The sequence below is a fragment of the Frankia gtarii genome (genome assembly GCF_025403375.1).
Lineage (GTDB): Bacteria > Actinomycetota > Actinomycetes > Frankiales > Frankiaceae > Frankia > Frankia gtarii.
In genome coordinates this window covers 14173-38442 of the sequence record NZ_JAMPTM010000004.1, presented here as the reverse complement: position 1 = coordinate 38442, position 24270 = coordinate 14173, and the positions used below count along the sequence as shown (strand labels likewise).

General features: G+C 71.9%; 21 protein-coding genes. 8 read left to right on the top strand and 13 right to left on the bottom strand.

Going from position 1 to position 24270, the window contains the following annotated elements; all coding sequences use genetic code 11:
- Positions 1 to 8 precede the first annotated feature (8 nt).
- The 3 genes from NBZ83_RS01470 to NBZ83_RS01460 form a co-directional block, all read right to left on the bottom strand.
- Positions 9 to 962 carry an SAM-dependent methyltransferase gene (locus NBZ83_RS01470; protein WP_438803129.1) on the bottom strand — a complete coding sequence of 318 codons (954 nt, stop codon included), beginning with the start codon at positions 960 to 962 and terminating at the stop codon, positions 9 to 11.
- 122 nt (positions 963 to 1084) lie between these two features.
- Positions 1085 to 2194 carry an LLM class flavin-dependent oxidoreductase gene (locus tag NBZ83_RS01465; protein WP_261564914.1) on the bottom strand — a complete coding sequence of 370 codons (1110 nt, stop codon included), beginning with the start codon at positions 2192 to 2194 and terminating at the stop codon, positions 1085 to 1087.
- 357 nt (positions 2195 to 2551) lie between these two features.
- A complete protein-coding gene (locus NBZ83_RS01460; RefSeq protein ID WP_261564913.1) occupies positions 2552 to 3592 on the bottom strand; it encodes a zinc-dependent alcohol dehydrogenase family protein in 1041 nt (346 codons plus the stop codon).
- 156 nt (positions 3593 to 3748) lie between these two features.
- Between NBZ83_RS01460 and NBZ83_RS01455 the strand changes: the two genes are divergently transcribed.
- Positions 3749 to 4345 carry a pyridoxamine 5'-phosphate oxidase family protein gene (locus NBZ83_RS01455; protein WP_261574178.1) on the top strand — a complete coding sequence of 199 codons (597 nt, stop codon included), beginning with the start codon at positions 3749 to 3751 and terminating at the stop codon, positions 4343 to 4345.
- A gap of 195 nt (positions 4346 to 4540) precedes the next feature.
- Here NBZ83_RS01455 and NBZ83_RS01450 read toward each other — a convergent pair whose 3' ends face one another.
- On the bottom strand, positions 4541 to 4879 hold the full coding sequence (locus NBZ83_RS01450; protein ID WP_261574177.1) for a hypothetical protein: 339 nt from the start codon (positions 4877 to 4879) through the stop codon (positions 4541 to 4543).
- Positions 4880 to 5125: 246 nt separating this feature from the next.
- Here NBZ83_RS01450 and NBZ83_RS01445 point away from each other — a divergent pair, with 246 nt between their 5' ends.
- The 5 genes from NBZ83_RS01445 (at position 5126) to NBZ83_RS01425 (ending at position 9359) form a co-directional block, all read left to right on the top strand.
- The gene (locus NBZ83_RS01445) at positions 5126 to 5323 is read left to right on the top strand and encodes a hypothetical protein (protein ID WP_261574176.1); all 198 of its coding nucleotides are present in this window, start codon (positions 5126 to 5128) and stop codon (positions 5321 to 5323) included.
- Positions 5324 to 5380: 57 nt separating this feature from the next.
- Positions 5381 to 6064, top strand: a complete 684-nt coding sequence (locus NBZ83_RS01440; protein ID WP_261564908.1) for a DedA family protein — start codon at positions 5381 to 5383, stop codon at positions 6062 to 6064.
- 23 nt (positions 6065 to 6087) lie between these two features.
- Complete coding sequence (locus NBZ83_RS01435; RefSeq protein ID WP_261574175.1) at positions 6088 to 6903, top strand: TIR domain-containing protein; 816 nt, start codon at positions 6088 to 6090, stop codon at positions 6901 to 6903.
- 261 nt (positions 6904 to 7164) lie between these two features.
- Positions 7165 to 7356: a hypothetical protein gene (locus NBZ83_RS01430; RefSeq protein WP_261564905.1), complete on the top strand. Its 192-nt coding sequence runs from the start codon at positions 7165 to 7167 to the stop codon at positions 7354 to 7356.
- Between the two features lie 125 nt (positions 7357 to 7481).
- Entirely contained in the window at positions 7482 to 9359 is a 1878-nt protein-coding gene (locus tag NBZ83_RS01425; RefSeq protein WP_261574174.1) for an HEXXH motif domain-containing protein, read from the top strand.
- A 278-nt stretch (positions 9360 to 9637) separates the two neighbouring features.
- Here the strand turns inward: NBZ83_RS01425 and NBZ83_RS01420 are convergent, their stop codons facing one another.
- Positions 9638 to 10648 carry an NADP-dependent oxidoreductase gene (locus NBZ83_RS01420; protein ID WP_261574173.1) on the bottom strand — a complete coding sequence of 337 codons (1011 nt, stop codon included), beginning with the start codon at positions 10646 to 10648 and terminating at the stop codon, positions 9638 to 9640.
- A gap of 260 nt (positions 10649 to 10908) precedes the next feature.
- Between NBZ83_RS01420 and NBZ83_RS01415 the strand changes: the two genes are divergently transcribed.
- Positions 10909 to 11526 carry a TetR/AcrR family transcriptional regulator gene (locus tag NBZ83_RS01415; protein ID WP_261564901.1) on the top strand — a complete coding sequence of 206 codons (618 nt, stop codon included), beginning with the start codon at positions 10909 to 10911 and terminating at the stop codon, positions 11524 to 11526.
- Between the two features lie 146 nt (positions 11527 to 11672).
- On the opposite strand, the gene fxsT is transcribed toward NBZ83_RS01415, so the two are convergent.
- The 5 genes from fxsT to NBZ83_RS01390 all read right to left on the bottom strand — a co-directional run bounded on the left by fxsT (position 11673) and on the right by NBZ83_RS01390 (position 21113).
- Positions 11673 to 15962 (bottom strand): FxSxx-COOH system tetratricopeptide repeat protein, encoded by a 4290-nt coding sequence (fxsT, locus tag NBZ83_RS01410; RefSeq protein WP_261574172.1) that lies wholly within the window; start codon positions 15960 to 15962, stop codon positions 11673 to 11675.
- Between the two features lie 140 nt (positions 15963 to 16102).
- Positions 16103 to 17179, bottom strand: a complete 1077-nt coding sequence (locus tag NBZ83_RS01405; protein WP_261564899.1) for an AAA family ATPase — start codon at positions 17177 to 17179, stop codon at positions 16103 to 16105.
- Positions 17180 to 17206: 27 nt separating this feature from the next.
- Complete coding sequence (locus tag NBZ83_RS01400) at positions 17207 to 18769, bottom strand: VMAP-C domain-containing protein (protein WP_261574171.1); 1563 nt, start codon at positions 18767 to 18769, stop codon at positions 17207 to 17209.
- A gap of 328 nt (positions 18770 to 19097) precedes the next feature.
- Positions 19098 to 19631 (bottom strand): NUDIX hydrolase, encoded by a 534-nt coding sequence (locus NBZ83_RS01395; RefSeq protein WP_261564895.1) that lies wholly within the window; start codon positions 19629 to 19631, stop codon positions 19098 to 19100.
- A gap of 222 nt (positions 19632 to 19853) precedes the next feature.
- Positions 19854 to 21113 (bottom strand): M20 metallopeptidase family protein, encoded by a 1260-nt coding sequence (locus NBZ83_RS01390; RefSeq protein WP_261564894.1) that lies wholly within the window; start codon positions 21111 to 21113, stop codon positions 19854 to 19856.
- Between the two features lie 42 nt (positions 21114 to 21155).
- Here NBZ83_RS01390 and NBZ83_RS01385 point away from each other — a divergent pair, with 42 nt between their 5' ends.
- On the top strand, positions 21156 to 21455 hold the full coding sequence (locus tag NBZ83_RS01385; protein ID WP_261564893.1) for a VOC family protein: 300 nt from the start codon (positions 21156 to 21158) through the stop codon (positions 21453 to 21455).
- Here the strand turns inward: NBZ83_RS01385 and mctP are convergent.
- The 3 genes from mctP to NBZ83_RS01370 all read right to left on the bottom strand — a co-directional run bounded on the left by mctP (position 21416) and on the right by NBZ83_RS01370 (position 24264).
- Positions 21416 to 23134 (bottom strand): monocarboxylate uptake permease MctP, encoded by a 1719-nt coding sequence (mctP, locus tag NBZ83_RS01380; protein WP_261564891.1) that lies wholly within the window; start codon positions 23132 to 23134, stop codon positions 21416 to 21418. The genes NBZ83_RS01385 and mctP overlap by 40 nt on opposite strands.
- A complete protein-coding gene (locus NBZ83_RS01375) occupies positions 23131 to 23382 on the bottom strand; it encodes a DUF3311 domain-containing protein (RefSeq protein ID WP_261564890.1) in 252 nt (83 codons plus the stop codon). Before NBZ83_RS01375 ends, mctP begins: the two co-directional genes overlap by 4 nt.
- 219 nt (positions 23383 to 23601) lie before the next feature.
- Positions 23602 to 24264 (bottom strand): GOLPH3/VPS74 family protein, encoded by a 663-nt coding sequence (locus NBZ83_RS01370; protein WP_261574170.1) that lies wholly within the window; start codon positions 24262 to 24264, stop codon positions 23602 to 23604.
- Positions 24265 to 24270: the final 6 nt, after the last annotated feature.

The following is a 24270-nucleotide window of genomic DNA, read 5'->3' as shown; positions in this document are numbered from 1 at the left end:
GACCCGCGTCAGGGCTTGTAGCCGACCGCGCCGTAGATGCTTACCTGCGCGTCGGTCAGTTCCGACAGCGGGATGGCCTTCACGCGCGAGGCCGGGTCTGTCGCGGTCGCGCCGTCGCCGGCAGGGTCCGTCTCGGCCGGGTCCGCGAACTCGGGCCGCCAGCGGTGGACGATCTGCAGCCCGGGTTCCACGAGGTCCAAGCCGTCGAAGAACCGTTCGACCTGGGCGCGGGTGCGCAGGTGCATGGGGACGCCGCTGGCCAGGTAGGCCCGCTCGACCTCGCGCATCGCCGGGTCGAAGTCGGCGGTCAGGTGGGTCAGCGAGACGTAGCTGCCCGACGGGAGCAGGTCGACGAGGTGGCGCATGATCCCGTATGGGTCGTCGCCGTCCGGGATGAAGTGGAAGATCGCGATGAGGGACAGTGCGATCGGCCTGGTCAGGTCGAGAGTCTCGTGCAGCTCGGGGGCGGTGAGGATGCGGCGGGTGTCGCGCAGGTCCGCGTCGATGTAGGCGGTGCGTCCCTGCGGGGTGCTGGCCAGCAGGGCGCGGGCGTGGGCGAGCACGATCGGATCGTTGTCGGTGTAGACGATCCGTGCGTCGGGGGCGACGTTCTGGGCGACCTCGTGCAGGTTCGGCGAGGTCGGGATGCCCGTGCCGATGTCGAGGAACTGGCGTACGCCGAGCTCGGCGGCCAGGTAGCGGGTCGTCCGGGTCATGAACAGGCGGTTCTGCCGGACCACGATCCGGGAGTTCGGAAACACGTCGAGGACCTGTTCCGCGGTCTTGCGGTCGGCGGGGAAGTTGTCCTTGCCGCCGAGGAAGTAGTCGTACATGCGGGCCGGATGCGGCACGTCGATCTTCAGGTCCTGGCCGGCGCCGTCCGGTGCCTGGCCGGCCCGCGCGCCGCCGGATTCCTCCGGGCTCTCGCCGACGGTGCTCAGTACGCTCTCGGTTCCCGTCACCGTGTCGCGCCCTTCGTGTTGGCGGAATGTCACCGAACTACCATAGTGGGTGACTTCGCGCCTGCATCGAGGGACGGGGTGTATCCGGCCCGGATCCTGCCCCCGCGGGACACGTGCGCGGTCTACGGCGTCTCGGCGAGCAGTCCCCGGCGGCGCAGCAGGGGCAGAACGCCCTCGGCGAACCAGTACGCCTCCTCCAGGTGCGGGTGGCCGGAGAGGATGACGTGCTCGATGCCGAGGTCGTGGTATTCCGCGATGCGGTCCGCGACCTCGGCGTGGCTGCCGACGAGCGCGGTGCCGGCGCCGCCGCGGACGAGGCCGAAGCCCGCCCAGAGGTTCGGGGAGATCTCCAGGGCGTCGCTGCTGCCGCGGTGCAGGGCCGCCATCCGCTGCTGTCCCACGGACTCGGTCCGGGCGAAACGCCGCTGCGCCGCGGCGATCGCCGCCGGATCGAGCTGGGCGAGCAGCTCGTCGGCGACCGCCCAGGCGGCGGCGGCGGTGTCCCGGGTGATGACATGCAGCCGGATACCGAATGTCAGCTCGCGGTCCTGTTCCTTGGCCAGCGGGCGCATCCGGTCGAGCCGCTCGGCGACGGCGGCCGGCGGCTCGCCCCACATCAGGTAGACGTCGGACTGCCGGGCGGCGACGAGTTCGGCCGCGGGGGAGGCGCCACCGAAGAAGATCGGCGGCGTCGGATCGGGACGCTCCCGGACGGTGGCACCCCGCACCGCGTAGTGCTCGCCGTCGAAGGTGAACGGCCGGCCCGTCCACGCCCCCCGGACGACCTGCAGGAACTCCTCGGTACGCCGGTACCGGGCGTCGTGGTTCAACCAGTCGCCGAAGCGCTGCTGTTCGTCGGCGTCGCCGCCGGTGACCACGTTGAGCAGCAGTCGTCCGCCGGAGATGTGCTGGTAGGTCGCCGCCATCTGCGCGGCGAGGGTGGGGCTGAGGAAGCCGGGCCGCAACGCCACCAGGAAACGCAGCCGGGTGGTCTCGCGCAGCAGGGCCGCGGTGGTGAGCCAGGCGTCCTCGCACCACGTTCCGGTCGGGGTGAGCACGGCCTCGTACCCGAGATGTTCGGCCGCGCCGGCGATCTGGGCGAGGTATTCGATGCTCGGCGGCCGTTGGGCGGCGGGCTGCAGATGGGGGGTTTCCTTGGCGCTCACCGCAGCGGCGTCGAGGTTGCGGCTGTCTCCCGAGGTGGGCAGGAACCAGTGTGCGTGCACGCTCACGCGGATCTCCCATATGCCGGAGGGCGAGGGGCAGGTGCCGGAAGGACGAGCTGAAGGGCTTAAGCCTCGGACCGACGGCGCGTCCGGACCGACGGCGCGTCCGGACCAGTGGACGCGAGCCCCGCGATCCTGCCGGCGGGTCAGCCGCTCGACGGGCCGGCCGCAACGCCGATCAGTGGGACAGCGGGCGGCGCGGGACGCGACACAGCGCGCTGGCCACCCGGGCGAAATCCACGTGCAGGCGGCAGACCAGAGTGGGATCCGCGCGCATGAAACAACCGTATGCCCCGGCCGTGGTGCAGTCCACCGCCATGCCTGTCGTGCCCGGCGGGACGGCGTGTCGGCGGCGGTGCGGCGTCAGGGACGCAGCAGCACCTTGATCGCCCGGCGCTCGTCCATCGCCCGATAGCCCTCGGCGACCTCGTCCAACGGCAGTTCCAGATCGAAGATCCGCCCCGGCCGCAGCCGGCCGGCGAGCACGTCGTCGAGCAGCTCGGGAAGGTAGGCGCGCGCCGGCGCGACCCCGCCCGCCAGCCGCACGTTCTTCATGAACAACGGGCCCAGGGGCAGGTTGCCCAGTGGGGCGCCGACGCAGCCCAGCCGCCCGCCGGGGTGGGCGACCGCCGCGGCCTGCTCCAGCGACTCCTGCGAGCCGACGCACTCCAGGACGGCGTCGGCTCCATCGCCGAGCAGCTCGAGCACCTGCGCGATGCCCTCCGCCCCTCGACCGGCGACGATGTCGGTGGCGCCGAACTCGGCCGCCAGCTTCTGCCGGCTCGGCGTCCGCGACATCGCCACGACGCGCTCCGCGCCGAGGCGGCGGGCGGCGAGCACCGCGCACAGGCCCACGGCGCCGTCGCCGACGACCACGACGGTGGAACCCGGACCCACCCCCGCGCAGAGCGCGGCGTGGTGACCGGTGCCCATCACGTCGGACAGCGCCAGGACGTCGGGCAGCAACGCGTCGGGCAGCTCGGTGCCGACCCGCACCAGGGTGCCGTCGGCCAACGGCGCCCTGATCAGGTCGCCCTGGCCGGCGTCGGAGCGGGCGCCGGACCTGTCGTCGGTTCCCCAGACCGAGCCGTTCTCACAGGAGGTCTGCAGGCCGGCGCGGCAGTACCGACAGGTGCCGCAGCTGATCAGGAAGGGGGCGACGACCACGTCGCCGGGCCGCACGGTGCCGACCTGGTCGCCGATGTCCTCGACGACCCCGACGAACTCGTGCCCGATGCGTTTCGGGAACACGCTGGGCGTCTTGCCGCGGTAGGGGTGCAGGTCCGAACCGCAGATGCAGCTCGCGGTGACGCGCACCACCGCGTCGGTGGGGCGTTGGACGACCGGGTCGGGGAACTCGCGCAGCGCGATCTTCCCGACATCCTCCAGCAGGGTCGCTCGCACGTTCCCATGCCTCCCCGACGGTCGTCCTGGTGGCTGTCCACCACGGTCGCGTTCCGGTCGCAGTCCGACCGGAACCATACCTGCCATCTGGACGCTATCCGATCCAGGACGATTGGGTCGTCGGGGTGCCGCCCGCCGGTCGCTATCGTCCGTCCCATGCCCGATGTCGATCCCGCTGTCGCTGTCGATGTCGATGTTGAGTCCGCGGCGGGGGCGGGGCCGGTCGAGGAGGCCCTGGCGGCGGCGCGGGCCCTGCTGCGCGGCAATCCCTACGGTTTCCTGACCACCCTGGGTGCCGCGGCTCGCCGTGATGCGTCCGGACAGGTCGCGTACGACGGGGCCGTCCCCCACGCCCGGCTCGTCCAGCACCTCGCCGTGACCGACGACCTCACCGTGTGGATCGGCACCAGCCCCCGCTCCCGCAAGGTCGCCGACCTCGCCGCGAACCCCGACAGCCGGGTGGCGTACGCGGTCGAGGACCGTGCGGCCTTCGCGTATCTGAGCATCTCGGCGACCGTCACCGTCGTCGACGACGAGCGCGAGCGCGCCGCGAAGTGGGAGGAGGGCCTGGCCGCCTTCTTTCCCGCAGGCCCGCTCGGGGACGACTTCGTGCTCCTGAGACTCGATCCCCGGCGGTTGGAGCTGATGGACTTCTCCCGCCGGCTGCACCCGGATCCGTTCGGCCTCGTTCCCGTCGTCGTCGAGCGCCGCGCCGGAATCTGGACGGCCGCGCCGCCCGACCGTGCTCCCTGACCCGGTGAGTGGAGTGAGCCGGGCCCGGCGGACCAGTGCTGCGGGTCGAGGCCCGGGCCGCGCAGCACCACTCCGTCACCGGGTCGAATCGGCCCCGTCGCTGGTCCGCTCAAGGGCGGCCAGGTAGTCCGAGGTGGCGAAGCGAAACGGCCCGAGAGCACAAAGATCCCATGATCGGTGGCCGTTTCGGAAATACTACCACCCGACCGTCTCGGGGGTTATCACAATGTTGGAGGTCAGCGGCCAGCAACCCGGGTCTCCGCAGCGACAGCCCAGCAGGACGGTATCGCCGTCGCCGAACCACGAGATCCGCGGTTCGCCGAGGAAATGACGGCTCGGCCATCGCACGTCGCGGTCGGTGCTCAGACCCGCGTAGCCGCCCGCCAGATTCGGTGAACCCTCCGCTTCGGCGAACGGAAGCTCGATTGCGCGGGCGAGATCCCGCAGGGGGACTCCGTTGACCCACGGCTCGACGGCCGTATCCGTGCCGGTCGGGAACGCCGCGGATTCGATGCGGAACTCGACTGTGTCCACCGGACAAAGATATCCGGCGTGTCGGGTTTACCTGAATAGGACTTCATCTTGGAGGCTGGGCGCGACGAGGACCGGCCCGGCTGGTGGTCATGTCCGGCGGCGCCGCGTCAGGCGGCGATGGTGGCCGGGCATGACGCCGGATGCGGGGGCGATCGGGACCGGCAGGATGGATCAGTCGGTGGATCGCGAGGAGGCTGTGTTCGCAGGCCGGATCCGGCTCGGGCGGACGTGCCGGCGGGAGTGCAGGTGCCGGCGGGAATGCAGGTGGCGGCGGCCGACCTGGCTCGGCCGGAGTTGATCCTGGCGGTGCTCGACGGCGACGTCCTCGACACCGCGACCCTCATCGCCGGCTCCGCACTCGCCACCGGAATACTGCTCGACATTCCCACCTTGCGCTACCGCCGCCACGACGCACAGCGTTCCCGACACCCCGGGCTGCTGTGACCGGATCCGTCGACGCCCGTGCGGTTGTGTCGGCTCCGGCGGGAAACGACCCGTGGTGTGTTCGATCAACTCGTGGACGCCATGTCCGGTGCCTGGTGGACCTACCTGCTGGTCTGGGGGATCTGCCTGCTCGACGCGGTCCTGCCGGTCGTCCCCAGCGAGACGATGGTCATCACCGGCGGGGTGCTCGCGAGCTCCGGCGACCTCAACCTCATACTGATCATGGTTGCCGGGGCCGTCGGAGCATTCGCGGGCGACAACCTCGCCTACGGCTTGGGGCGCCTGTTCGGCGAACGCGTCGCCCGCCTGGTCGTCCGCGGGCCGCGCGGGGAGCGGACGCTCGACTGGGCGCGGCGCACCCTCGACCGCCGCGGTGTCATCCTGATCATCGCCGCCAGGTTCGTGCCGGGCGGCCGGACCGCCACCACCCTGGTGGCGGGCACCACCCACTTCGACTACCGGCGGTTCGTGCCGGCGGCCGCGGTCGGTGCCGTCGGCTGGAGCGGGTACAATGCGCTGCTCGGCTTCGTGGGCGGGTCCACCTTCACCGACGCGCCGTGGAAGGGCTTCCTGCTCGCGTTCGGCCTGGCAGGGGCGGCCACCGTGGCCATCGAGACCGGCCGGTGGCTGTGGTCGCGCCGCCATTCCCGGCATGCCCCACAGCCCCAGCATGCCCAGCAGCCCCACGAGGACCGCACCGCGGACGGGCAGCTGCACATCGGCGGGCGGCGAACTCCCTGACGATCCCGTTGTTACCCTGCGGCATGGGCCATCTCTCCCATGGTCAGTTGTTCCGGCTCGCCCGGGCCGCGGAGGGCGCAGGCTTCGGGTTTCCCGACCGACGACGGTTGCTCCTCGACGGGCTGCCGCCCGCCTTCGTGGCCCTGATGCCCGTGCACGCGGTGCCCCGCATCCAGCTCCTGGCCGATCTCCAGCGCCTGAACTCGGCCGGCGAACTGCCCGACGGTACGGTTCCGCTGCAGGTCTGGTTGGACAACGCGAGCCTGCTCGTCGATGGCGACCCCGCCGCCTCGGCGATCATCGAGGCCCGGACGTGGCTGCCGGCGCGCGGGCGCCCGGCCGCCGGGCCCGGCGAGTCCCCCTCAGCCCTCAAGCAGATCTTCGTCAGTCACGCGGACGCGGCGTTGGACCGCGCCTGGGCCGCCTGGACCGTGGCGGTGCTCGAGGGCGTCGGCCTGACGGTGACCGCGGCTGTCTGGGACGACATGCCCGGCCGCGACTGGACAGCCGTGGTGGGCCGTGCTCTCGACGAGGGCGGCCTGATGCTCGCGCTGCTGTCGTCCGCCTATCCGCGCTCGCCCCGGGCTGCGCAGGAGTGGAGGCTCGCCGCCGGCCGGGACGGCGACGGCGACGGCGACGGTAGCCTGCGCCTGGTGCCGGTCCTCATCGAACCCGTCCGCCCGCCGGGTATCCCGGGCCTGCGCACCGAGGTGAACCTCTGGGGTCTGGCGGAGCCCGCGGCGAAGTCGGCTCTGCTCGCCGTGGTGGGCGGCGTCCGGCGCCCGGCCGGGAATGCCGAAGCGCCATCCGGGGTGCCCTTTCCCCGGCCGTCCGGATGATGTGGCCGGGGCGGCCGCGGCTGGAGAACGGTGCACGGCGCGGGGCTGGACGCGTCAAATGTTACCCGTCGTGACCTGCGCGGATTGCACTGGAGAGCCGTAGCGCACTCGAGCCGGCGGCATATGGCAGCCCGACATGCGAGACTGGCAGACCGCAGGGGATTCACCCGGACGGGTGTCTCCGCGATGTCCATCGGATCGCGTTGTGTTCTGCGCTGGACTGCCGGGATACTCCGGGCCGCGCGGTGAAACGGAGGTCGAGTGACCCGGCAGGGCATCGCGGGTGACGGAGACGAGGGGATCGTCTCCCCGCTCGTCGATCTGGACGGTCTCGGCCTCGACGCGCTGCGGTCGAGCAACGATCCGGACATCATCGGGATGGTGCGATTCTTCGTCGAGAAGTGCGAACAGCCGATAGCGTACGGTGGGCACAAGGTCGATCGGCAGGACTGAGCTAATTCCTCGGCTGCGCGGTCCGCGGGCCGAAAAACTGAAGTCGGCGGCAGCCGGCAGCCGGCAGCCGGCAGGCGAAGCGCCGGCCGGCGGCGTCGATGCGCCCAACCCATGACGGGGGCGTCGTGAAAAGGCACCTTCTGCCCATTCATCTCCTGCGTTCCGTCACGTCGGAAATGGCCGCCGAGGAATTCATGCAGATCCTGGTGGACGCCGAGTACAGCCTGCGTCTGGTCGCCCTGCGGGCGGTTCTGGACACGGTGCGGGACACGGCGTTGGATACCCCCCTCGCGGAGGTCGACGAGGCCTGGGATCTCCTCGTCCGGGTGGAGACCGCCGCCCCGGAGGTCGCCCGCAGGGTGCTCGCCTACCCGTATGTCGGGACCTGGGCGAGGTCGGTGCTCCGCCGCCTGCGCGGGGCGGCGACGGCGGACGGGCCACCTCCGCCGGGGGCTGCCGTGCCGCTCTGGGCGGAGGTCGGTTACCTGCACGCGCTTGCCGCGTCGGCCGCCGCCCAGGCGGGGCTGGCGTTCGGCATCCGGGTACCCGCGGTGCACGGCGCGGTGAGCCTGCCGACGCTGGGCCTGGTCCGCCTGCCCGGCGCCGCCCCCGCCACCAAGGTCGCGAACGTCCTGGCCCAGGCGGCTACCGCGCAGGTCACGGGACTGCCCGGCCGGGTTGAGGTGGACTTCGGCGAGGCGGTCGTGCCACTGCCCACAGCGCTCGCAGACGAGGCACGGTCCTGGCGACCCGTCCGGCACGTCCGGGTGATCGAGGGCGGCGTGGCGCTCGCGGTCACCGTGGAGGACCTCGACCCGTACCGGTTGCTGGCCGGGCGGACCGAGCCGCAGCCGTTGGGAGCGGCGGAGTCCGCGCACTGGCGAGAACTGCTGGCGCAGGCCTGGAGGCTGCTCGTCGCCGTCGACGGCGAGGCGGCTCGGACGATGGCGCGGGTGCTCGGGGCGATCACTCCACTGCCCTATGCGGAGCGGTTCAACCTGCGCAGCGCCTCCTCCGCGGACGCGTTCGGCTCCCTGCTCGCCTCGGCGCCGGATGATCCGGCTCAGCTCGCCGCGGTCCTCGTCCACGAGTTCCAGCACAGCAAGCTTGGCGCGGTCATGCACCTCGCCCGGCTGCACGAGGCCGGCTCCGACCGTCTTCTCTACGCCCCGTGGCGCAACGATCCTCGTCCGCTGGCGGGGGTGTTACAAGGCATCTACGCCTTCGCGGGGGTGACCTGGTTCTGGCGCGCGCATCGACATCGAGCCGGGACGAAGCGGGAGCGCCGGCTGGCCGAGTTCGAGTTCGCGCTGTGGCGGGCCCAGACGACGGGGACTGTGGCGAGCCTGCGCGGTAACCCGGACCTCACCCCGCTCGGGAAGTGGTTCGTCAGCCGGATCGGCCGATGGCTGGCCCCGTGGACGGCCGAGCCGTTGCCGTCGCCGATCGAGTGGGCCGCCGGCCTCGCGGCTACCGAACACCGCACAGGGTGGCGGCTGTACCACCTGCGCCCTGCCGCCGAGGTCGTCGAACGACTGGCTGCGGCCTGGCACGCCGGCACCGCCGCCAGCCTGCCGGCGGCCGGGCCCCCGCTCGTCGAACCGGCACGGGATCCGGCTCGGCTGGAGACCCGGGCCGTGCTCCTGCGCTACCGACTGGCCGACCCGGCGACCTTCGCCCAGTTCGTCGCCGAGCCGCACCGTGCCGTGGCGGCGGTCGACGGCGCCGACGCCGCCGACGTCCTGCTCGCCGCCGGCCGCTTCGACGAAGCGCGGCGGATCCACACCGCGCGGGCCCGCGCCGCGCCCGCGCAGCGAGATGCCTGGCTGGGGCTCACCCTCTGCCTGTACGGACAGGACCCGGCCCCCGGGACGGTGGACGCCGCGGCCCGCACGGCACTGCTGCGCCATGCCGAGGTCGTGCGGGCGGTCGCCCGCCGGGTGGCCGACGCCGGCCGCCCGGCGCCGGACCCGGTGCTCCTCGCCGCGTGGCTCGCAAGCTAGCTACTGCAACAACTCGTGCGGCGGGGCCAGCTCGACCGGCCGTTCACCTGCTGTCGCATCCGGACCGGGCGCCGGCCACATACAAGCGCACGCACGGAATCCGCTACTTCCACGGTTGTCACAGGTTCGGCGACGACCAGTTATGAGGTGTGAACCGGTTGTGTAATCGAGGCTACGGATGCCATCATCCCGGGCGGCATCGATTGTCGCGTTTGCGTCCTCGCCGCCGACGGACGTGTACCTGTCTTCTCTCGATATTGTCCACGAACGGCCCGTCCTCACGCGACCGTGAGCACGATCTTGCCTTGGATGTGCCCACGCGCGGCTCGTTCGTGCGCCCTCCGAGCATCCGCAAGCGGAAATATGCTGTCTATGGCGACGCGAAGCGTGCCCGCATCGAGCAGGCGGCCGAGTTCTGCGAGCTGCGGGCCGTTCGAGCGCACCTGGGTACCCGAGGTCGTGACGCCTAGCTTCGCGGTCTCCGCGGGGTTGTAGTCGCCGAAGAACACCGGGTACAACGCGCCGCCGCGCTTGAGTGTGCGCAGGAAACGACTACTGGCGGGACCGCCGACGGTATCGAGAACGAGATCAATGTTGTGCGCGACTTCCTCGGGACGGCTCTTGGTGTAGTCGATGAACTCGTCGGCGCCGAGTTCGCGCAGGAACGACTCGTGCGTGCCCGAGGCGACCGCGATGACGCGCGCACGCTTCCACTTCGTGAGCTGCAGTGCGAAGTGCCCCACGCCGCCAGCGGCGCCATTGATGAGCACCGTCGTCTCGGCGTTCAGTGCCATCGGGCGATGCCGCGTCGCCTGAAAGGGCGACGGATGATCGTGTCCGAGCTCGATCAGGAACTGCCACGCGGTGAGCCCTGCCATGGGCACCCCTGCGGCCTGCACGTGATCGATGCGGGCCGGCTTGCGGGCGAGGTCCGACGCAGGCGCGGTTACGTACTCGGCATATGCACTGCCCTCGAGGCCGGGAAAGCGAAGGAGGCCGAAAACTTCGGCGCCGACGGAGAAGCCCTCTACATCCGCGGCGACGGCCGCGACGACGCCCGACACGTCCGTCCCCGGAATGGCGGGCAAGCTCAACTTCGGCCTCATCTCCGGAGGCACGTTACGCATTCCTTCGCGCAGGTACCAGTCGGGGGGATTGACGCCAACCGCGTGAACGCGAACGAGTACCTCACCCGGCTTCGGCTCGGGAATCGGCACCTCGTCGTAACGCAGCACTTCAGGACCACCGAACTCGTGCAGTCGAATCGCCTTCATCGTGTTTGTCGGCATCGCTTTCTCCTTTCGTCGCGGACGGCGCCAGCGCTACGCGCGCCGCGAGGGCCTGTACCAACCACGAGCGCTGCCGAGGTTGCGGTCGGCCTCACCGCCGGGCTGATGGACCGTGACTCCGGGCCGCGGGCGTGCTTCGACAGGAGCCGGACCAGCATGATCGGTACCGGTACCGGTACCGTCGCCAGCTCGACGGGTTACACTTAGCGGAGCACTGCTCCGAATATATGGAGCACTGCTCCGATTGTCAAGGTAGGTATATGCGAGCCGACGCCAGGAAGAACTACGACCACCTACTCGCCGTCGCGCGTGCCGTCGTAACCGAGCAGGGCGCCGACGCATCGCTGCGCGACATCGCCCGCAGAGCTGGCGTCGGGCTCGGCACGCTGTACCGTCACTTCCCGACGCGAGAGGTGTTGCTCGAGGCCCTGCTCCGCACAGGCTTCGACGAGCTGACGGCACAGGCAGCCGAGCTCGAAACCTCGGGCTCGCCCGAGGATGCTCTCGTGTCGTGGCTAGGCGACTTCGTCGCGTGCGCGCACACCTATCGCGGCGTTGTGGCGTCGATGATGGCCGCCATCGCGGACCCGAACTCCGCACTCCATGCTTCGTGCGTCACGATGCGCGCGGCAGGCACGCGGCTTCTCGACCGCGCTCAGGCCGAGGGCACGGCGCGGATCGACATCGATGGCACTGACCTGTTTGCGCTGGCCGGAGCGCTCGCGTGGCTCGGCGACCAACCCTCGCTCGCGCCACGCGCCGATCATCTCTTCGGTGTGATCGCGAGCGCGATCCTGACGAATCGAGCGAGCAGCGATGTCGGGGGGAACGCCGTCCCCGGGCCCGCCGCCGAAATTTTCGAGCAGGCGGACACGTGAACGTGGCCGCGCGACTCTCCGCCGGGGGAGTGAGTCTCATGATGCCTGGGTAGCCAGTGCAGCCGCTCGAGCTCGCGGACAAGCTGCGCGGCCACCGAACCACCTCACCGAACCACCTCACTCGTGACGGTCAGCGCCACCGGTACTCACAGCGGCATCGGGTCGATGTCGCAGTCCGCCCGGCGCCATTCGCCGGCGATCCGGGTCGCCGCGTGGGCCGCGCCCAGAGTGCGGGTGAGGTGCGCGACGGCCGCGGCGTTGCGCTTTGCCGCCTCGCCGGTGCGGCCCGCGGCCCGCAGGTCCAGGGCCAGGTTCGCCGCGCACATCAGGGTGGCCGGGTGAGCCTCGCCGTGCACGCTGGTGGACCGGGCCAGCGTGTCGCGGTCGCGTTCCTCGGCCTCCTCGAACTCCCCACGGGCGAACGCGTCGCTGGCCAGGTTCGTCGAGCACAACAGGGTCGAAGGATGGTTCTCCCCGACCCCTTCCCGGAACAGGGCGAGCGTTGACCGGTCGAGGCTGTACGCCTGCTCGATGTCGCCGAGCAGGCGCAGCGTCACCGCCATGCTCACGGCCGCGGCGAGGGTGTGCGGATGGGTCTCGCCGAGGATCCGTCCGTAGCGGTCGTGGGTGTCCCGGCTGAGCAGCAGCGCACCGTTGAGATCGTGGGTCAGCCGCCGGTCGATGGACAGGTTCAGCGCCGCGGCCAGCGTGTCGGGGTGGTCCGAGCCGTACCGCGAGACATAGCGGGCGTGGGCGTCCTCGGACAGGCCGCGGGCCCGCTCCACCTCGCCCGACTTACGCGCCGCGACGGCCAGGAAGCGGACGGCGAACAGCAGCAGCGGGTTGTTCTCGTCCCGCAGGATCCGCCGGTAGGCCGCGACGATCTCCTCCTGGGACACCCGGGCGTCGAAGTAGTCGCCGAGCTCCCAGCGGTCGATGTTGACGCTGATCCGGGTGGGCAGGATCGAGTCGTCGTCGGCGCCGAGGTGGCGGGTGAGATGGTGGACGGTCGATTCGTCCAGCGCAAGGGCGCCGCGGAAGTCGCCGACCAGGCGCAGGCTGACGCCCAGGTTGTGGGCGGCGGTGAGGACCGAGGGATCGTCATCGCCGTAGGCGTTGCGCAACCGGTCGTGGACCTGGCGGGAGAGCTCCGCGGCCCGGCCGAAGTCGCCGCGCACCCGCGCGTCCGCCGCCACGTCGCCGAGGGTCTTGAGGGTGTCCTCGTCGTCCTCGCCGCGGATGCGGCTCAGCACCGCGTAGCGCCGACTGTTGATCTCGGCGCCTTCGGTGAATCGTCCGACGACGAACAGGATGTATCCGAGCCACTTCGAGATGGTCAGCGTGGTTTCGAGATCCTCCTCGCCGTACTTCGCCAGCCACGTGTCGTACGTGCGCCGGGTGAGGTCCCGGCTGGCGGCGTGCGCGCCCCACTTCCACAGGTACTTCGCCTCGTTCACGACGAGCTGGCGGACCCACGCCTCGTCGCAGTCGAAGGCCCGCGAGTCGACGACGTGCGCGTACAGCTCGCCGTAGCGTGCCCACTGGGCCGGGTCGGCCCAGTCGTTGGGATCGTTGGAGGCCAGGACGAGGTGGGCGCCGTGGCGCAGCACGGACTGTTCGTCGTCGGTGAGCCGGCTGCGCACCACGTCGCGGACCAGCCGGTGCAGGTGCAGTGTCTCGCGGTCGGTGTCGATCTTCGCCAGACCGAAGCGGTCGATCTGGTGCATGGCGCGACGTAGCTTCGTGCGGTCGCGCAGCGCCGTGTCGAGCTCGGGGATGATGGTGGTGGAGCGCACGTTGGCGAACAGGCCCCACGGGATCTGCTCGGGCGCGAAGTAGGAGCAGACGCCGAGGAGCTGCAAGGCGCCCTTGTTCGTCTGTTCCAGCCGATCGAGGGCGATGCGCCACGCGGCGGCGACCGGCAGCTCGTGGCGCAGGTCCGGGAAGCGGGTCGCGAGCTCCGCCCGTTCACGTTCGAGCTGTTCGAGGTATTCGGCGGCCGGCATGCCGGTCACCGCCCGCCAGGTGGCGGCCTGCTCGACGGCCAGCGGGAGGTCGCCGAGTGCCGCGGCGAGCCGGTCGGCGTCCTCGACGTCGAGATCCGGGCTGCGCCGCTGGAGCAGGTGCCGGCTCTCCTCGCGTTCGAACACGTCGACGGCCAGCGGCGCGCTCTCGTCGGCCCAGGCCGGGTTGCGTGAGGTGACCAGGATGCGGCCGACCGAGGTCGGTGGTCCGCCCGGACCGGTCGGAAAGTACTTCTTCACGTCGTCGGGGGAGTCGGCGTTGTCGAACACCAGCAGCCAGCGGTCCGACGGCCGGCCGGCGGCGAGTTCGCGCAGCACGGCCGGGGTCGCCGTGTTCGCCTCGCTGCCCACGTCGAGGCCCAGATGCTGGGCGAGTTCGACGAGGGCGGCGTCGATCTGCGCCGGCCGTTCCGCCGGGATCCACCAGATCAGGTCGAAGTCGGCGAGATGCCGGTAGATGTACTCGATCACCAGTTGGGATTTGCCGACGCCGCCGCGACCGTGCAGCGCGTCCGGCAGCACGGCGGTCGGCCCGCGCATCAGCCTGGTGTGCAACTGGTGGAGCAGGTCCTCCCGGCCGGTGAAGTAGGTGTTGCGGACCGGCAGGTGACCGTGCTCCATCGACAGTCTGCCGCGAGACCGGTGCGCCGGCGCGGCGAGCTGGTCATGGGCTAGGACCACGGACACGTTCGCTCCTTGGGTGGGATCCGTCGGGACGTCATTGTCGGCGTCGGAGCCGTGTGACCCGGCGCGGTCGAGCTGCGGCGCGTCGGGCTCCAGCGCGGCGGCCAGCGCACGTGCCCGGCGCAGATGCCGGCCGGACATCGCGCGCAACGCCGCGAGCTCGGCGACCAGGTAGGGCCGGCTGGTCGAGGTCACCGGCTCGAACGTCTCGTCGACGGGCTCGTCGAGTGCCCGCGCGGAGCGGCGGACCGCGCTGACCCGGGGGCCGAGCACGTTCTGCACGACGCGCATGACACCGGCGGTCTCGGTGCGCCGGCCGCGGGCGAGCAGTTCCTCGCGGATGCCCCGGTCGAACTCGAAGGTGACGAGGGTGTCGTCGCCGGCGAGCTCGCGGCCGACCGTCGGCCGCAGCAGGTTGGCGAGCAGCAGCTCAGAAAGGTGCCAGGGCCGGGTGCCGGGCAGGAGGTGACGCCGGATCGCCTGGATGACCGAAACGTTCAGCGGCGCCGCCGCGAGATGGGTCGCCAGCCGCAGCGCCTGCGGGGTGGCGGCCGCCCGAAACGCGTTGACCCGGTGGTAGGCGCCGGCGGCGGTGGGCGCGGCGACCTCATCGTCCGGTTCGGGGCGCCGGTGCGCGACGGTCGCGGCGAGATCGGTCCAGCCCGGCAGCGTGCCCGCGACGAGACCGGCCCAGTTGCCCAGCGACGCGGGATCGAGCTGAAGGACCGGCACAGGAACAGCATTATCGGGGCTGGGGAGTGCAACGCCGTGCAGATCCGTCGCGGGCAGGGGCGCGTCCCACGGGATCCGTGGCTGTGGGTCCGCGAGGAGGAGCCTGTTTCCTGGCCCGTCGCCGACTGCCCGTAGTTTCTTGCGCTCCACGGGGATCCCGGCCCGGAACCACAGCTGCTGCGGGAGCAGGTGGACGAGCGCGACGGACTGGTGGCGGCCCCACAGGTGCAGCGCCGGCTCGACGGAGCGGGTGCGCCACGCCCGGCCGATCCCGTCGGTGATCACCAGGATGAGCCTGCGCCCACTCGGGTCGGCGATCTCCGCCGGCGGGCTGGCCGACCCCAGCCGCCCGCCGCGCAGCAGCACCGAGGCCGGCGAGCCCCCTCCGGTGATCAACCGGCGGCGGGTGACGTTGCGAAACGCCCCAGACTGCTCGAGTGCGGCGGTGAAGGAGGTCACGGCCTCCTGCCAGAAGATCATCGAGGTGTGGTTGTCGACGACGAGGACGAGATCCCACCGGTGCTCGCGGGCGGGTTCGAACACCGGCAGCCACAGGCCGTCGGCGGCGCCGCGGTCGGCGGTCGCCTCCTCGTGCAGCGTGCGGCCGTGGGCGGACCGGACGAACATCCGTAGCGGTCGCAGCGCCCTCGACAGCGCCCTCGGTGGCGCCCCCGCCCGGCTCGTCGTCTCGCCGCTCGGCCCGGGCTGCCGCAGCGGCCAGGAGCCCTCTCCTGCCCGGTGTGCGTCGTCCGGCTCGGGCCCGTCCGGCGCCGCGCCGCCGCGTTCCCGGTGGGTGCCGCCCGGCGTCAACAGTGGCGCCGGTCGCGCGGCCGCCGGTGGCGCCGGGCGCAGCGCTGCCCCGTCGGCGTCGCCGTCATCGTCTCCGGGGGCCGATCCGTTCGCCGCCGCGCGGATCCGGCCGGCCAGCCAGAGCGCGTCCGAGATTTCGGACCACAGCAGGTCGGTGGGAGCGGCCGGGCGGGGTACCGGCGCCACGGTGGGTTCGCCGGTGCCCGGCCGCCGGGGGCGGGAAAGACGACCGACCGGATCCGACTCCCGGGGGCGGACCGCGCGCAGGGGACCTCCCGGCGTGCTGGCGCGCCGCGCGGCCGCGCCGGCCGCCGGGCCGGACCCCGTCATGGTGCGGGGGTGAGCGGCCGCCACACCGCGCGCAGCAGGGCCTGCCAGGCCTTTCGATCACTGAGCTCGAACGCCCCGGACGTCACCAGATGCACGGCGTTGAGCAGCTGGTCGGCGGCCAGGTCACCCCGCTCCTCCCGGGCGCGCAGGAAGTCCGTGACGAGGTCGCGGGTCGTCTCGTCGGTGCCCGGCGGGAAATGCGCCGCAATCATCCGGACCAGCTTGGCCTCGTTCGGCTCGGTGATGCTCAGCCGCAGGCAACGGCGCAGGAACGGGGCGGGGAACTCTCGTTCCCCGTTACTCGTCATGATCACGATGGGGAAGGCGTGGCACTGCACGGTGCCGTCGAGCAGCGGCGCGGTCCGGCCCGCGTCGGCGGTGTGCACCACGACCTCGCGCTGGCGGTCCCGTACCCGGACCAGCTCGGGGATGACGAACCCGCCGTCCTCGAAGATGTTCAGCAGATCGTTGGGCAGGTCGATGTCGCTCTTGTCGATCTCGTCGACGAGCAGTACCCGCGGCAGCCGGTGAGGCAACAGCGCCGTGCCGAGCGGGCCGAGATGGACATAGTCGCCGATCTGGCCCTCGCCGCCGGCATCGTCCGGGCCGCCCCGGCGACCGGCGGCCGCCTGGGCCCGGCCGATGGCGTCGTACTCGTACTCGCCGTTACGTAGCGTGGTTCGGCTGGTGATCGGCCAGCGCAACGGCCGGCCCAGCTGGAGCTCGCGGGCGATCCGCAGGGCGAGGCTCGACTTGCCGGTGCCCGGCGGGCCGGTGACCAGCAGCGGGCGACGCAGGTAGATCGCCGCGTTGACCATCGACACCTCGTCCGCGTCGACCCACTGCGCCACGGTGGCGCCGAGCCTGCGGTCGAGGTCGGCGTTGTCCAGCGGGGGCGGGGGGAGGTCAGGCCCGCCGTCGAAGTCCCGCCACCGCGGCGGCGCGGGCCAGCGCCGGTCCCGCTCATCGGGGTCGAGGGGAATGCCCGTACCCTGGAAAACCCACCATCGGGTGTCACCCGGCCCGGCGGTCGCGGCGGCTACGGAAGCGTCACCTTCGTCTTCTCCGCTCATGGGCGGGCCCCCTCCGACGAGAATCCGCTAGCCTGCGGGTACGTCCGGACGTCTTCGCGGATCATCCCACAGGAGAGCCAGCTGGAATCCGGCGGGTTCATCGTCCCAGGTTTCGTCTGTCTCGTTCGCCGTTTCCGAGGCTTGGCGCGCAGGCTCGGGCGAGCTGTTCGCCGCAGCCGACGCCATCCTCACTTCAACAATACGACGCCTTTCGAGAACGCGGCGCGGAAGCGAGCGGAAATCACCCCCGGCAAGCAGGCCGCTCACCTCCTCGCGGAACAGCGGCGAGAAGCAGTCCGACCGATGCCACATCATCACGGGACAGCCGGCCCGCAGGGCGAGCTCGACCTCACGTCCGCCGTGTGTGTCCGGACCGCCGGGCGGGGCGCTGAGCACGAGGCAGACGATCTCGTCGGCCCGCAGCGCGGCGTCAAGGCGCCGGAGATCGTCGGCGCCGTGGCCGGAGCTGTGGTGCGCGCGGGGCCGGGTACCGTTCGGCCGCGGTTCCTCCACCAGCCGCCACCGGTTGGCCCACATCCGGCCCCAGTGCCGGCTGCGCAGCCGGCGCAGGCTGCGGATCATCACCGGGTACGCGAGCCCCAGCGCCACCGGGCGAAACGAGCCGCTCTCCAGCGTCCACGCCTCGACCGGCAGCCCGAACAGGTCGTCCGGCAGGATGAACTCGACGGCGAGCGTCCGCGCCCGGCCGGCGTCGTCGCGGGTGCCCCCCGCACCCCACTCCGCCTCCATGTCGACGATGAGCTGCTCCACGGTCGCCTGCAGTTCGGCCGCCGCAACCGTACGTTCCTCTCCGCGCACGGGTCGCCATGGTCCCAGGTCCCACTGCCGCCATGACGAGACCAGCAGCTCGTCCGGCCGGGCCGCCGCCGGCTCTATCTGGATCATGAGGTGGGCGGTGGGTTCCTCGTCCGCGGGCCGGTCGGCGGGCGGATCCGGATCGCGGCGCGCCGGGGGTTCGGGCAGATCCCACCGGTCGGCCGTGGCCCGGACGAGCCGTTCCACGTGGGCGCGGGCGGGCGGATCGAGCCGCGCCGCGGCGAAGCGCAGGAACACCAGCCACGGCGGCTCCACCTCGGGCGCCGCGTTGCACGGCGCGAGGTGGACGAACAGATGCCACAGGGTCTCGTGCCCGGCCGGCGGCCGGGGCAGCCGGTCGGCGGTGATCTCGTAGGCGACCCGGGCGGCGTCGGGCAGCACCCGTTCCCGCAGGCAGTCGCGCAGCATCAGCCAGTCGGCGACGGACAGCTCCCCCTCCAGCGCGGCAAGCGCGTCCAGCTCGGCGATGCAGAGTCGGACCGCCCGCGCCGTCGTCTCATCCCCGATGAGCTCCACCGCCATGGCCAGCGCCGCCAGGGCGTCGGGCAGCTTCACACACAGACGTACAAGATCGCGTAGCGCCAGCCCGGGCAGGAGATACCGGTGCGGCTGTAACCGCTCGGTGACGGCATCCTGGATGTAGTCCTGCAGCAGCCGCAGCCCGCCCTCCTCGGCGACGGCCGTGCAGGTCTCCAGCGCCCGCACCAGGTCGAGTTCGGTACGTAGGCGCAGAGTCGTGAACCGATGAGGCACCTGCCACCCGCCCCCCGGTCAGGTCGTCGTCAAGGGCGGTTCGCGGCCGGCGATCCGCAACACAAGCGTAAGACCCGGTCATTGAATGAACCTGGCAAATGAGCGCTCTGAATCGGTGCGGGTTGTCGTGGCGTGGGCGTCGTCCGGCTCGCCCGCACGCGGCGGACCTGCGCGAACACCGGGATGGTCGGGAACCATGGACGAGGGTGAGGCCGCGGGTTCAACCGGCGGTCAACGGATTTACAACCGTCGACCCGACCCGACCCGACCCGCTCTCGGCCGAGGGCGAGTCGGCGGTGCTCGGCCGGCGGTGCTCGGCCGGCGAGGATCAGCCTGTCAGCACGGCGGCGATTCTCGCCCCGGTGGGCCCGTCCAGATCCGACACCGGGATCCAGCGGTGGTCGGTGACCTCGTCGTGACGTAGGTCCACCGTGCCCGGCCCGGTGGACCGCAGGATCTGGAAAATAAACCGGAAATCGTAATGCGTGTGCTCCGGTTCGCCCTTCTCCGGATTCTCGGGAATCGAATGGACGTCGATGTCCACCGGAATATTACGCAGAGGCCGGACCGTCGACGGGAGAACGCCGGTCTCCTCGGCGAGCTCCCGCAAGGCCGCGGCCACGAGCGTGGGATCGGTGTCGTCGACGTGGCCGCCGGGGAAAAGCCAGCGGTCGAGTGTGCGGTGGCGGACCTGCAGAACTCGAAAGGTCGTGTTCACGGCGATCGCCCCGCAGGTCACGTGGCCTGGCAGGGTGGTGCGGGCGGTGACCGGCGCCGCGGTGGTCGCCAGCTCGAGCAGCGGGACCAGCCCCTCGGCCTCCGTCGGATACGTGACCAGATAGTCCCGAACCGCAGAGATCACCCGATCGTTCAATCTGTATTCCTCATTCATCGTCGGTACTCGTCGTCTGTACGGGGTCGGTGTCGTCGGCCGATGGTCTTCAAATGCCGCCGTCTCATGATGGCACGGGCCGTGGCATTCCACGGCGTGGCCGCCGGCCAGGCTGCGGTGACGCCCGGCGAACGGATCGGCACTCGGCCCCGGGCACCGCGGACGGGTGGGCGGGAGTGGTCTGATGGGCCGTCATGCTGGGGCGTCCCGCCGGTCTGCCGGATCCGGGCTGGCGGCGGCGAGGGCGCGCAGGGCGAGCTCGGCGTGCAGCGCCGCGCCGTCGGGCAGGACCGTCTCGTCGAAGCGGGCGCGGGGGCTGTGGTTGAACGGCGCGGTGTGCGGGTCCGAGTCCGCGGTGCCAGCGCCGATCGCGACGAAGGCTCCGGGCACCAGCGCCAGCACCCGGGAGAAGTCCTCCGAGCAGGCCAGGGGATGCGCCAGATCGGTATAACGGCGCTCGCCGAACGTCTCCGCGACGACGCGGGCGGCGAGTGCGGTCTCGGCGGCGTGGTTGACCGTCGCCGGCCGTTCCGGCACGAAGCCGATGTCCACCTCGACGCCGTGCCCGTCGGCGATCCCGCCGAGCAGCCGGCGCACGGCCGACTCGACCCGGTCGCCGGTGCGCGCGGAGAAGGTGCGCACGGTCGCCTCGAAGTACGCCTCGTCCGGGATGACGGTCCGCCGGGTGCCGGCCCGCAGCACCCCGACGGTCAGCACCACCGGGTCGAACACGTCGAACTGGCGGGTCACCATCGTCTGCAGGGCGAGGACCATCTCGGCGGCGGCGGTGACCGGGTCGTGGGCGCGGTGCGGCATCGAACCGTGCCCGCCCTCGCCGCGCACGGTGACGCTCAGCATCGCCGACGCCGAGGTGATCGCGCCGACCCGGCCGCAGAACTGCCCGCGGGGCAGCTCCCCGGAGAACACGTGCAGCCCGTAGGCCGCGGACACCCGGCGTCCGGAGGCGTCGAGCACGCCCTCGTCGATCATCTGCTGGGCGCCCTCCCAGCCCTCCTCCCCGGGCTGGAACATGAACACGACGTCGCCGGGCAGCCGGTCGCGGTGCGCGCTGAGCAGGTGGGCGGCGCCAACCAGCATCGCCGTGTGCAGATCGTGGCCGCAGGCGTGCATCACCCCCTCGACGGTGGAGGCGTGGTCGAGCCCGGTACGTTCCTGCACCGCCAGCGCGTCCATATCCCCGCGCAGCAGCACCGCCGGCGGACGACCGTGCCCGGCCACCATCTCGGGGGTGGGCGCGGTGCCGCGCAGGACGGCCGTCACCGAGGTCGCGCCGCGGCCGGTGGTGATCTCCAGTGGGAGCCCGGCGAGGGCGGCGAGCACCCGTTCCTGGGTACGAGGCAGGTCCAGGCCGATCTCCGGCTCCCGGTGCAGGCGGCGTCGCAGGAGCACGAGATCATCCGACATGGAGCGGGCATCGTCGAGCAGCGACATGGCTGTCCTCTCCGGAGACGGTGGCGAGCAGGTTCAACACGGATGACGTGTGAAAGTGTGCGCCAACAGCGGCTTCGGTGGTCTGGACGACTGATCGGCGGGGCTGCCCGCCCCACCCCCGGCTCGGTCGACCTCTGCCTGGTCAGCGGCGTGCCCCTCGACGAGGTACAGGCCCGGCCCGCCGAGCTCGGCGGGCCCGTCGAGCAGGGCCCGGTGGGCCGCACGGGCGCCACCGGACCGATCACCAGCTGCTACGTCCGCTACGTCCGCGACCCGGACGGCAACCTGATCGAGATCAGCACCTACGCCGACGCCGCCGCGTCACCGATTGCCACCGGCTGACGGGCCTGCTCGGGCACCATCGTGGCCGGCTCGACCGCGGTGGCGTCGGGCCCGTTCGGGACGCCCACGGCCCGCAGCAGCGCCGAGCCGACCAGGGCGACGGCGAGGTTGAGCGCGAACGCCGTCACCGCGATGTATCCGGCGCGGCCGAGACCGGGCACGTTCGCCAGCGAGCCGCCGAAGTGGGCGGCCAGGGCGCTGTGCTGGGCGTAGGCCTCGGCGGTGCCGTAGCAGATGCCCACCAGCCAACCGGCTAGCAGTGCCCACCGGTGCAGCCGTGGCCGCCACAGGGCGAACACCACCGACGGGAACGTCTGCAGGATCCACACCCCGCCGAGCAGCTGCAGGTTGATGGAGTTCTGGGTGTCGAACCCGAGGACGAAGACCAGCGCACCGGCCTTGACCAGCAGCGAGGCGAGCTTCGACACGCGTGCCTCCTCGGCGGGGGTCGCACCTGGCCGCAGGTACCCGACGTAGACGGTGCGGGTGAACAGGTTCGCCGCCGCAATCGACATGATCGCGGCGGGGACCAGCGCGCCGATGGCGACCGCGGCGAACGCGACGCCGGTGAACCAGGCGGGGAACTCCCGCTCGAACAGCAGCGGCACGGCGAGGCGCGGATTCGTGGTGTGCACCCCGGCGGCGATCGCCACATATCCGAGCAACGCGAGGAAGGCCAGCAGCAGCGAGTACAGCGGCAGGACGGCGGTGTTGCGCCGGATGACCTCCCGGCTTCGGGTTGCCAGCACCCCGGTGATCGCGTGCGGGTACAGCAGCAGCGCCATCGCCGAGCCGAGGGCGAGGGTGCCGTAGGCGAGGAACTGGGTGGGCCCGGGGACGAACGCCGCCGGCGCCGGATGGCCCGCCTTCGCCGCGGCGGCGTTCGCCGCGTCGAACTTGTGCTGCGCCGCGTCGAAGACCGCGCCGAAGCCGCCGAGGCGGTGCGGGATGACGACGACAGCGACCAGGACCACCGCGTAGATGAGCAGGTCCTTGGCGAACGCGATCAGCGCCGGTGCCCGCAGCCCGGCGGTGTAGGTGCAGGCGGCGAGGACCCCGAACGCGACGATGACCGGCAGATCGCGCACGATCGGGTTGGTGCTGTTCGTCCCGACGCCCATCACTTCCAGCACCGCCTGCATGCCGACGAGCTGCAGGGCGATGTAGGGCATGGTCGCGACGACCCCGGTGACGGCGACCGCGAGGGCCAGCGGGCGCGAGCCGTACCGGCCGCGGACCAGGTCGGCCGGGGTGACGTAGCCGTGCCGGTGGGCCACCGTCCACAGTCGCGGCATGACGACGAACATCATCGGCCAGACGATCGTGGTGTAGGCGACGGCGAACCAGCCGCTGACCGCGCCCGTCGCGTACATCGCGCCGGGGACGGCGACGAACGTGTAGGCGGTGAAGATGTCGCCGCCGATGAGGAACCAGGCGGCGAACGAGCCGAACCCGCGCCCGCCCAGTCCCCACTCGTCGAGGCTGGCCAGTCGCCCCGACCCGGCGCGCCGCCAGCGGGCCGCGCCGAAGCCGAGGACGGCCACCGCGGCGAACAGCGCGGCGAACACCGCGAACTCCACTCCGTGGAAGGAGGTGTGCAACGGCTGCGCGGCCAGCGGACCGTCCCCGCCGGGGGCCGTCCCGGCGAGGGCCGACGTCCCAACGCCGGTCGGCGTCACCGACGTTCCCGATTCGGCCGGGTGGCGCCATGCTCGGCGCATACGGCCGCGCCCGCCGGGGCGGTCCGGCCGAGCAGCCAGGTGCAGGCCGCCATCGTCGCCGCGCCGATCAGCAACCACAGCAGCGTGTACCAGTAGAAGAAGGGGAATCCCCACAGCCGTGGGCTGCGCCGCGCGTAGGCGCCGACCAGCAGCAGGGCGACGACCTGCGCGGTGAGCACGACCGCGACGACACCGCGGGCGGCCACCGCTCCTACCCGCCGGCGCGACCGGCCGGACCGATGGGAGCCGGGGAACCGGCGGGATCTGGGGGACCGGCGAGGTCGATCGTCGGGTTCGGCGGGGTCACGGTCGTGCATCATCCGGCGTCACTCCTGACGTATGACTGCGCAGAGGAGTCGGATGATGACTATAGGTTGAGATCCTGGTGGGGATGGGTAGTGATCGACGCGTGGCGTGTGGCCCGGTCAGCCGGACGCCGTGCTGGCGATGACGGCGGTGCTCGCGGCGGCGGCGGCCGCCTGCTGCGCCTCCTGGATCACCTTGCGCACGATCGGGGCGACCGGGGTCTGCTCCGTCGCGTCCGCGATGCGCGTCTTGGCCTGGCGGCGGTCGGCGCGCGCGGGGGCGACGACCTCCAGCAGGCGGGAGGGCCCGGACAGGGCGAGCACGGTGGCGGTGCGCGCATCCAGCGGCCCGTCGCCGGTCGCCGCGGCCTGCATCCGCCGCACCATCTCGTCGCGAACCTCGGTGCGCAGTACGGGATGGTGGGTGATCCGCACGATGAGCACCCGGTCGCGCCGGCGGCCGACGACGCCGGCGTCGACCAGCCCGTCGACGACCCGCGCCCAGACCCCGCCGATCGCCGAGTCCAGTCGGCGGAGCTGATCGGCCGCCCGCCGCCCGCGGACCGTGCCGAGTGCGGCGTGGACGTCGGCGAGCAGCGGATGGTCCGGGCGGGCGCCGATGGGTGCGAGCCGTCGCCCGTCCTCCTCGACCAGCCCCGCGAGCCCCAGCTCGGCCACGAGCGCGCCGCACAGCGCCACCCCCAGCGGCTCGCGGGACGAGTTCACCGGAGTCCCGGCATCCGGGTCGAGCGCGAGCAGCAGCAGGTCCTCGGCGAGCAGCACAGCCGT

Bases quoted from the DNA above. Each gene is read 5' to 3' on its own strand.
- NBZ83_RS01415 (WP_261564901.1), top strand. From the start codon at position 10,909: ATGCGAGCCGACGCCAGGAAGAACTACGACCACCTACTCGCCGTCGCG.
- NBZ83_RS01390 (WP_261564894.1), bottom strand. From the start codon at position 21,113: ATGTCGCTGCTCGACGATGCCCGCTCCATGTCGGATGATCTCGTGCTC.
- NBZ83_RS01405 (WP_261564899.1), bottom strand. From the start codon at position 17,179: ATGAGCGGAGAAGACGAAGGTGACGCTTCCGTAGCCGCCGCGACCGCC.
- NBZ83_RS01435 (WP_261574175.1), top strand. From the start codon at position 6,088: ATGGGCCATCTCTCCCATGGTCAGTTGTTCCGGCTCGCCCGGGCCGCG.
- NBZ83_RS01455 (WP_261574178.1), top strand. From the start codon at position 3,749: ATGCCCGATGTCGATCCCGCTGTCGCTGTCGATGTCGATGTTGAGTCC.
- NBZ83_RS01385 (WP_261564893.1), top strand. From the start codon at position 21,156: ATGACGTGTGAAAGTGTGCGCCAACAGCGGCTTCGGTGGTCTGGACGA.
- NBZ83_RS01420 (WP_261574173.1), bottom strand. From the start codon at position 10,648: ATGCCGACAAACACGATGAAGGCGATTCGACTGCACGAGTTCGGTGGT.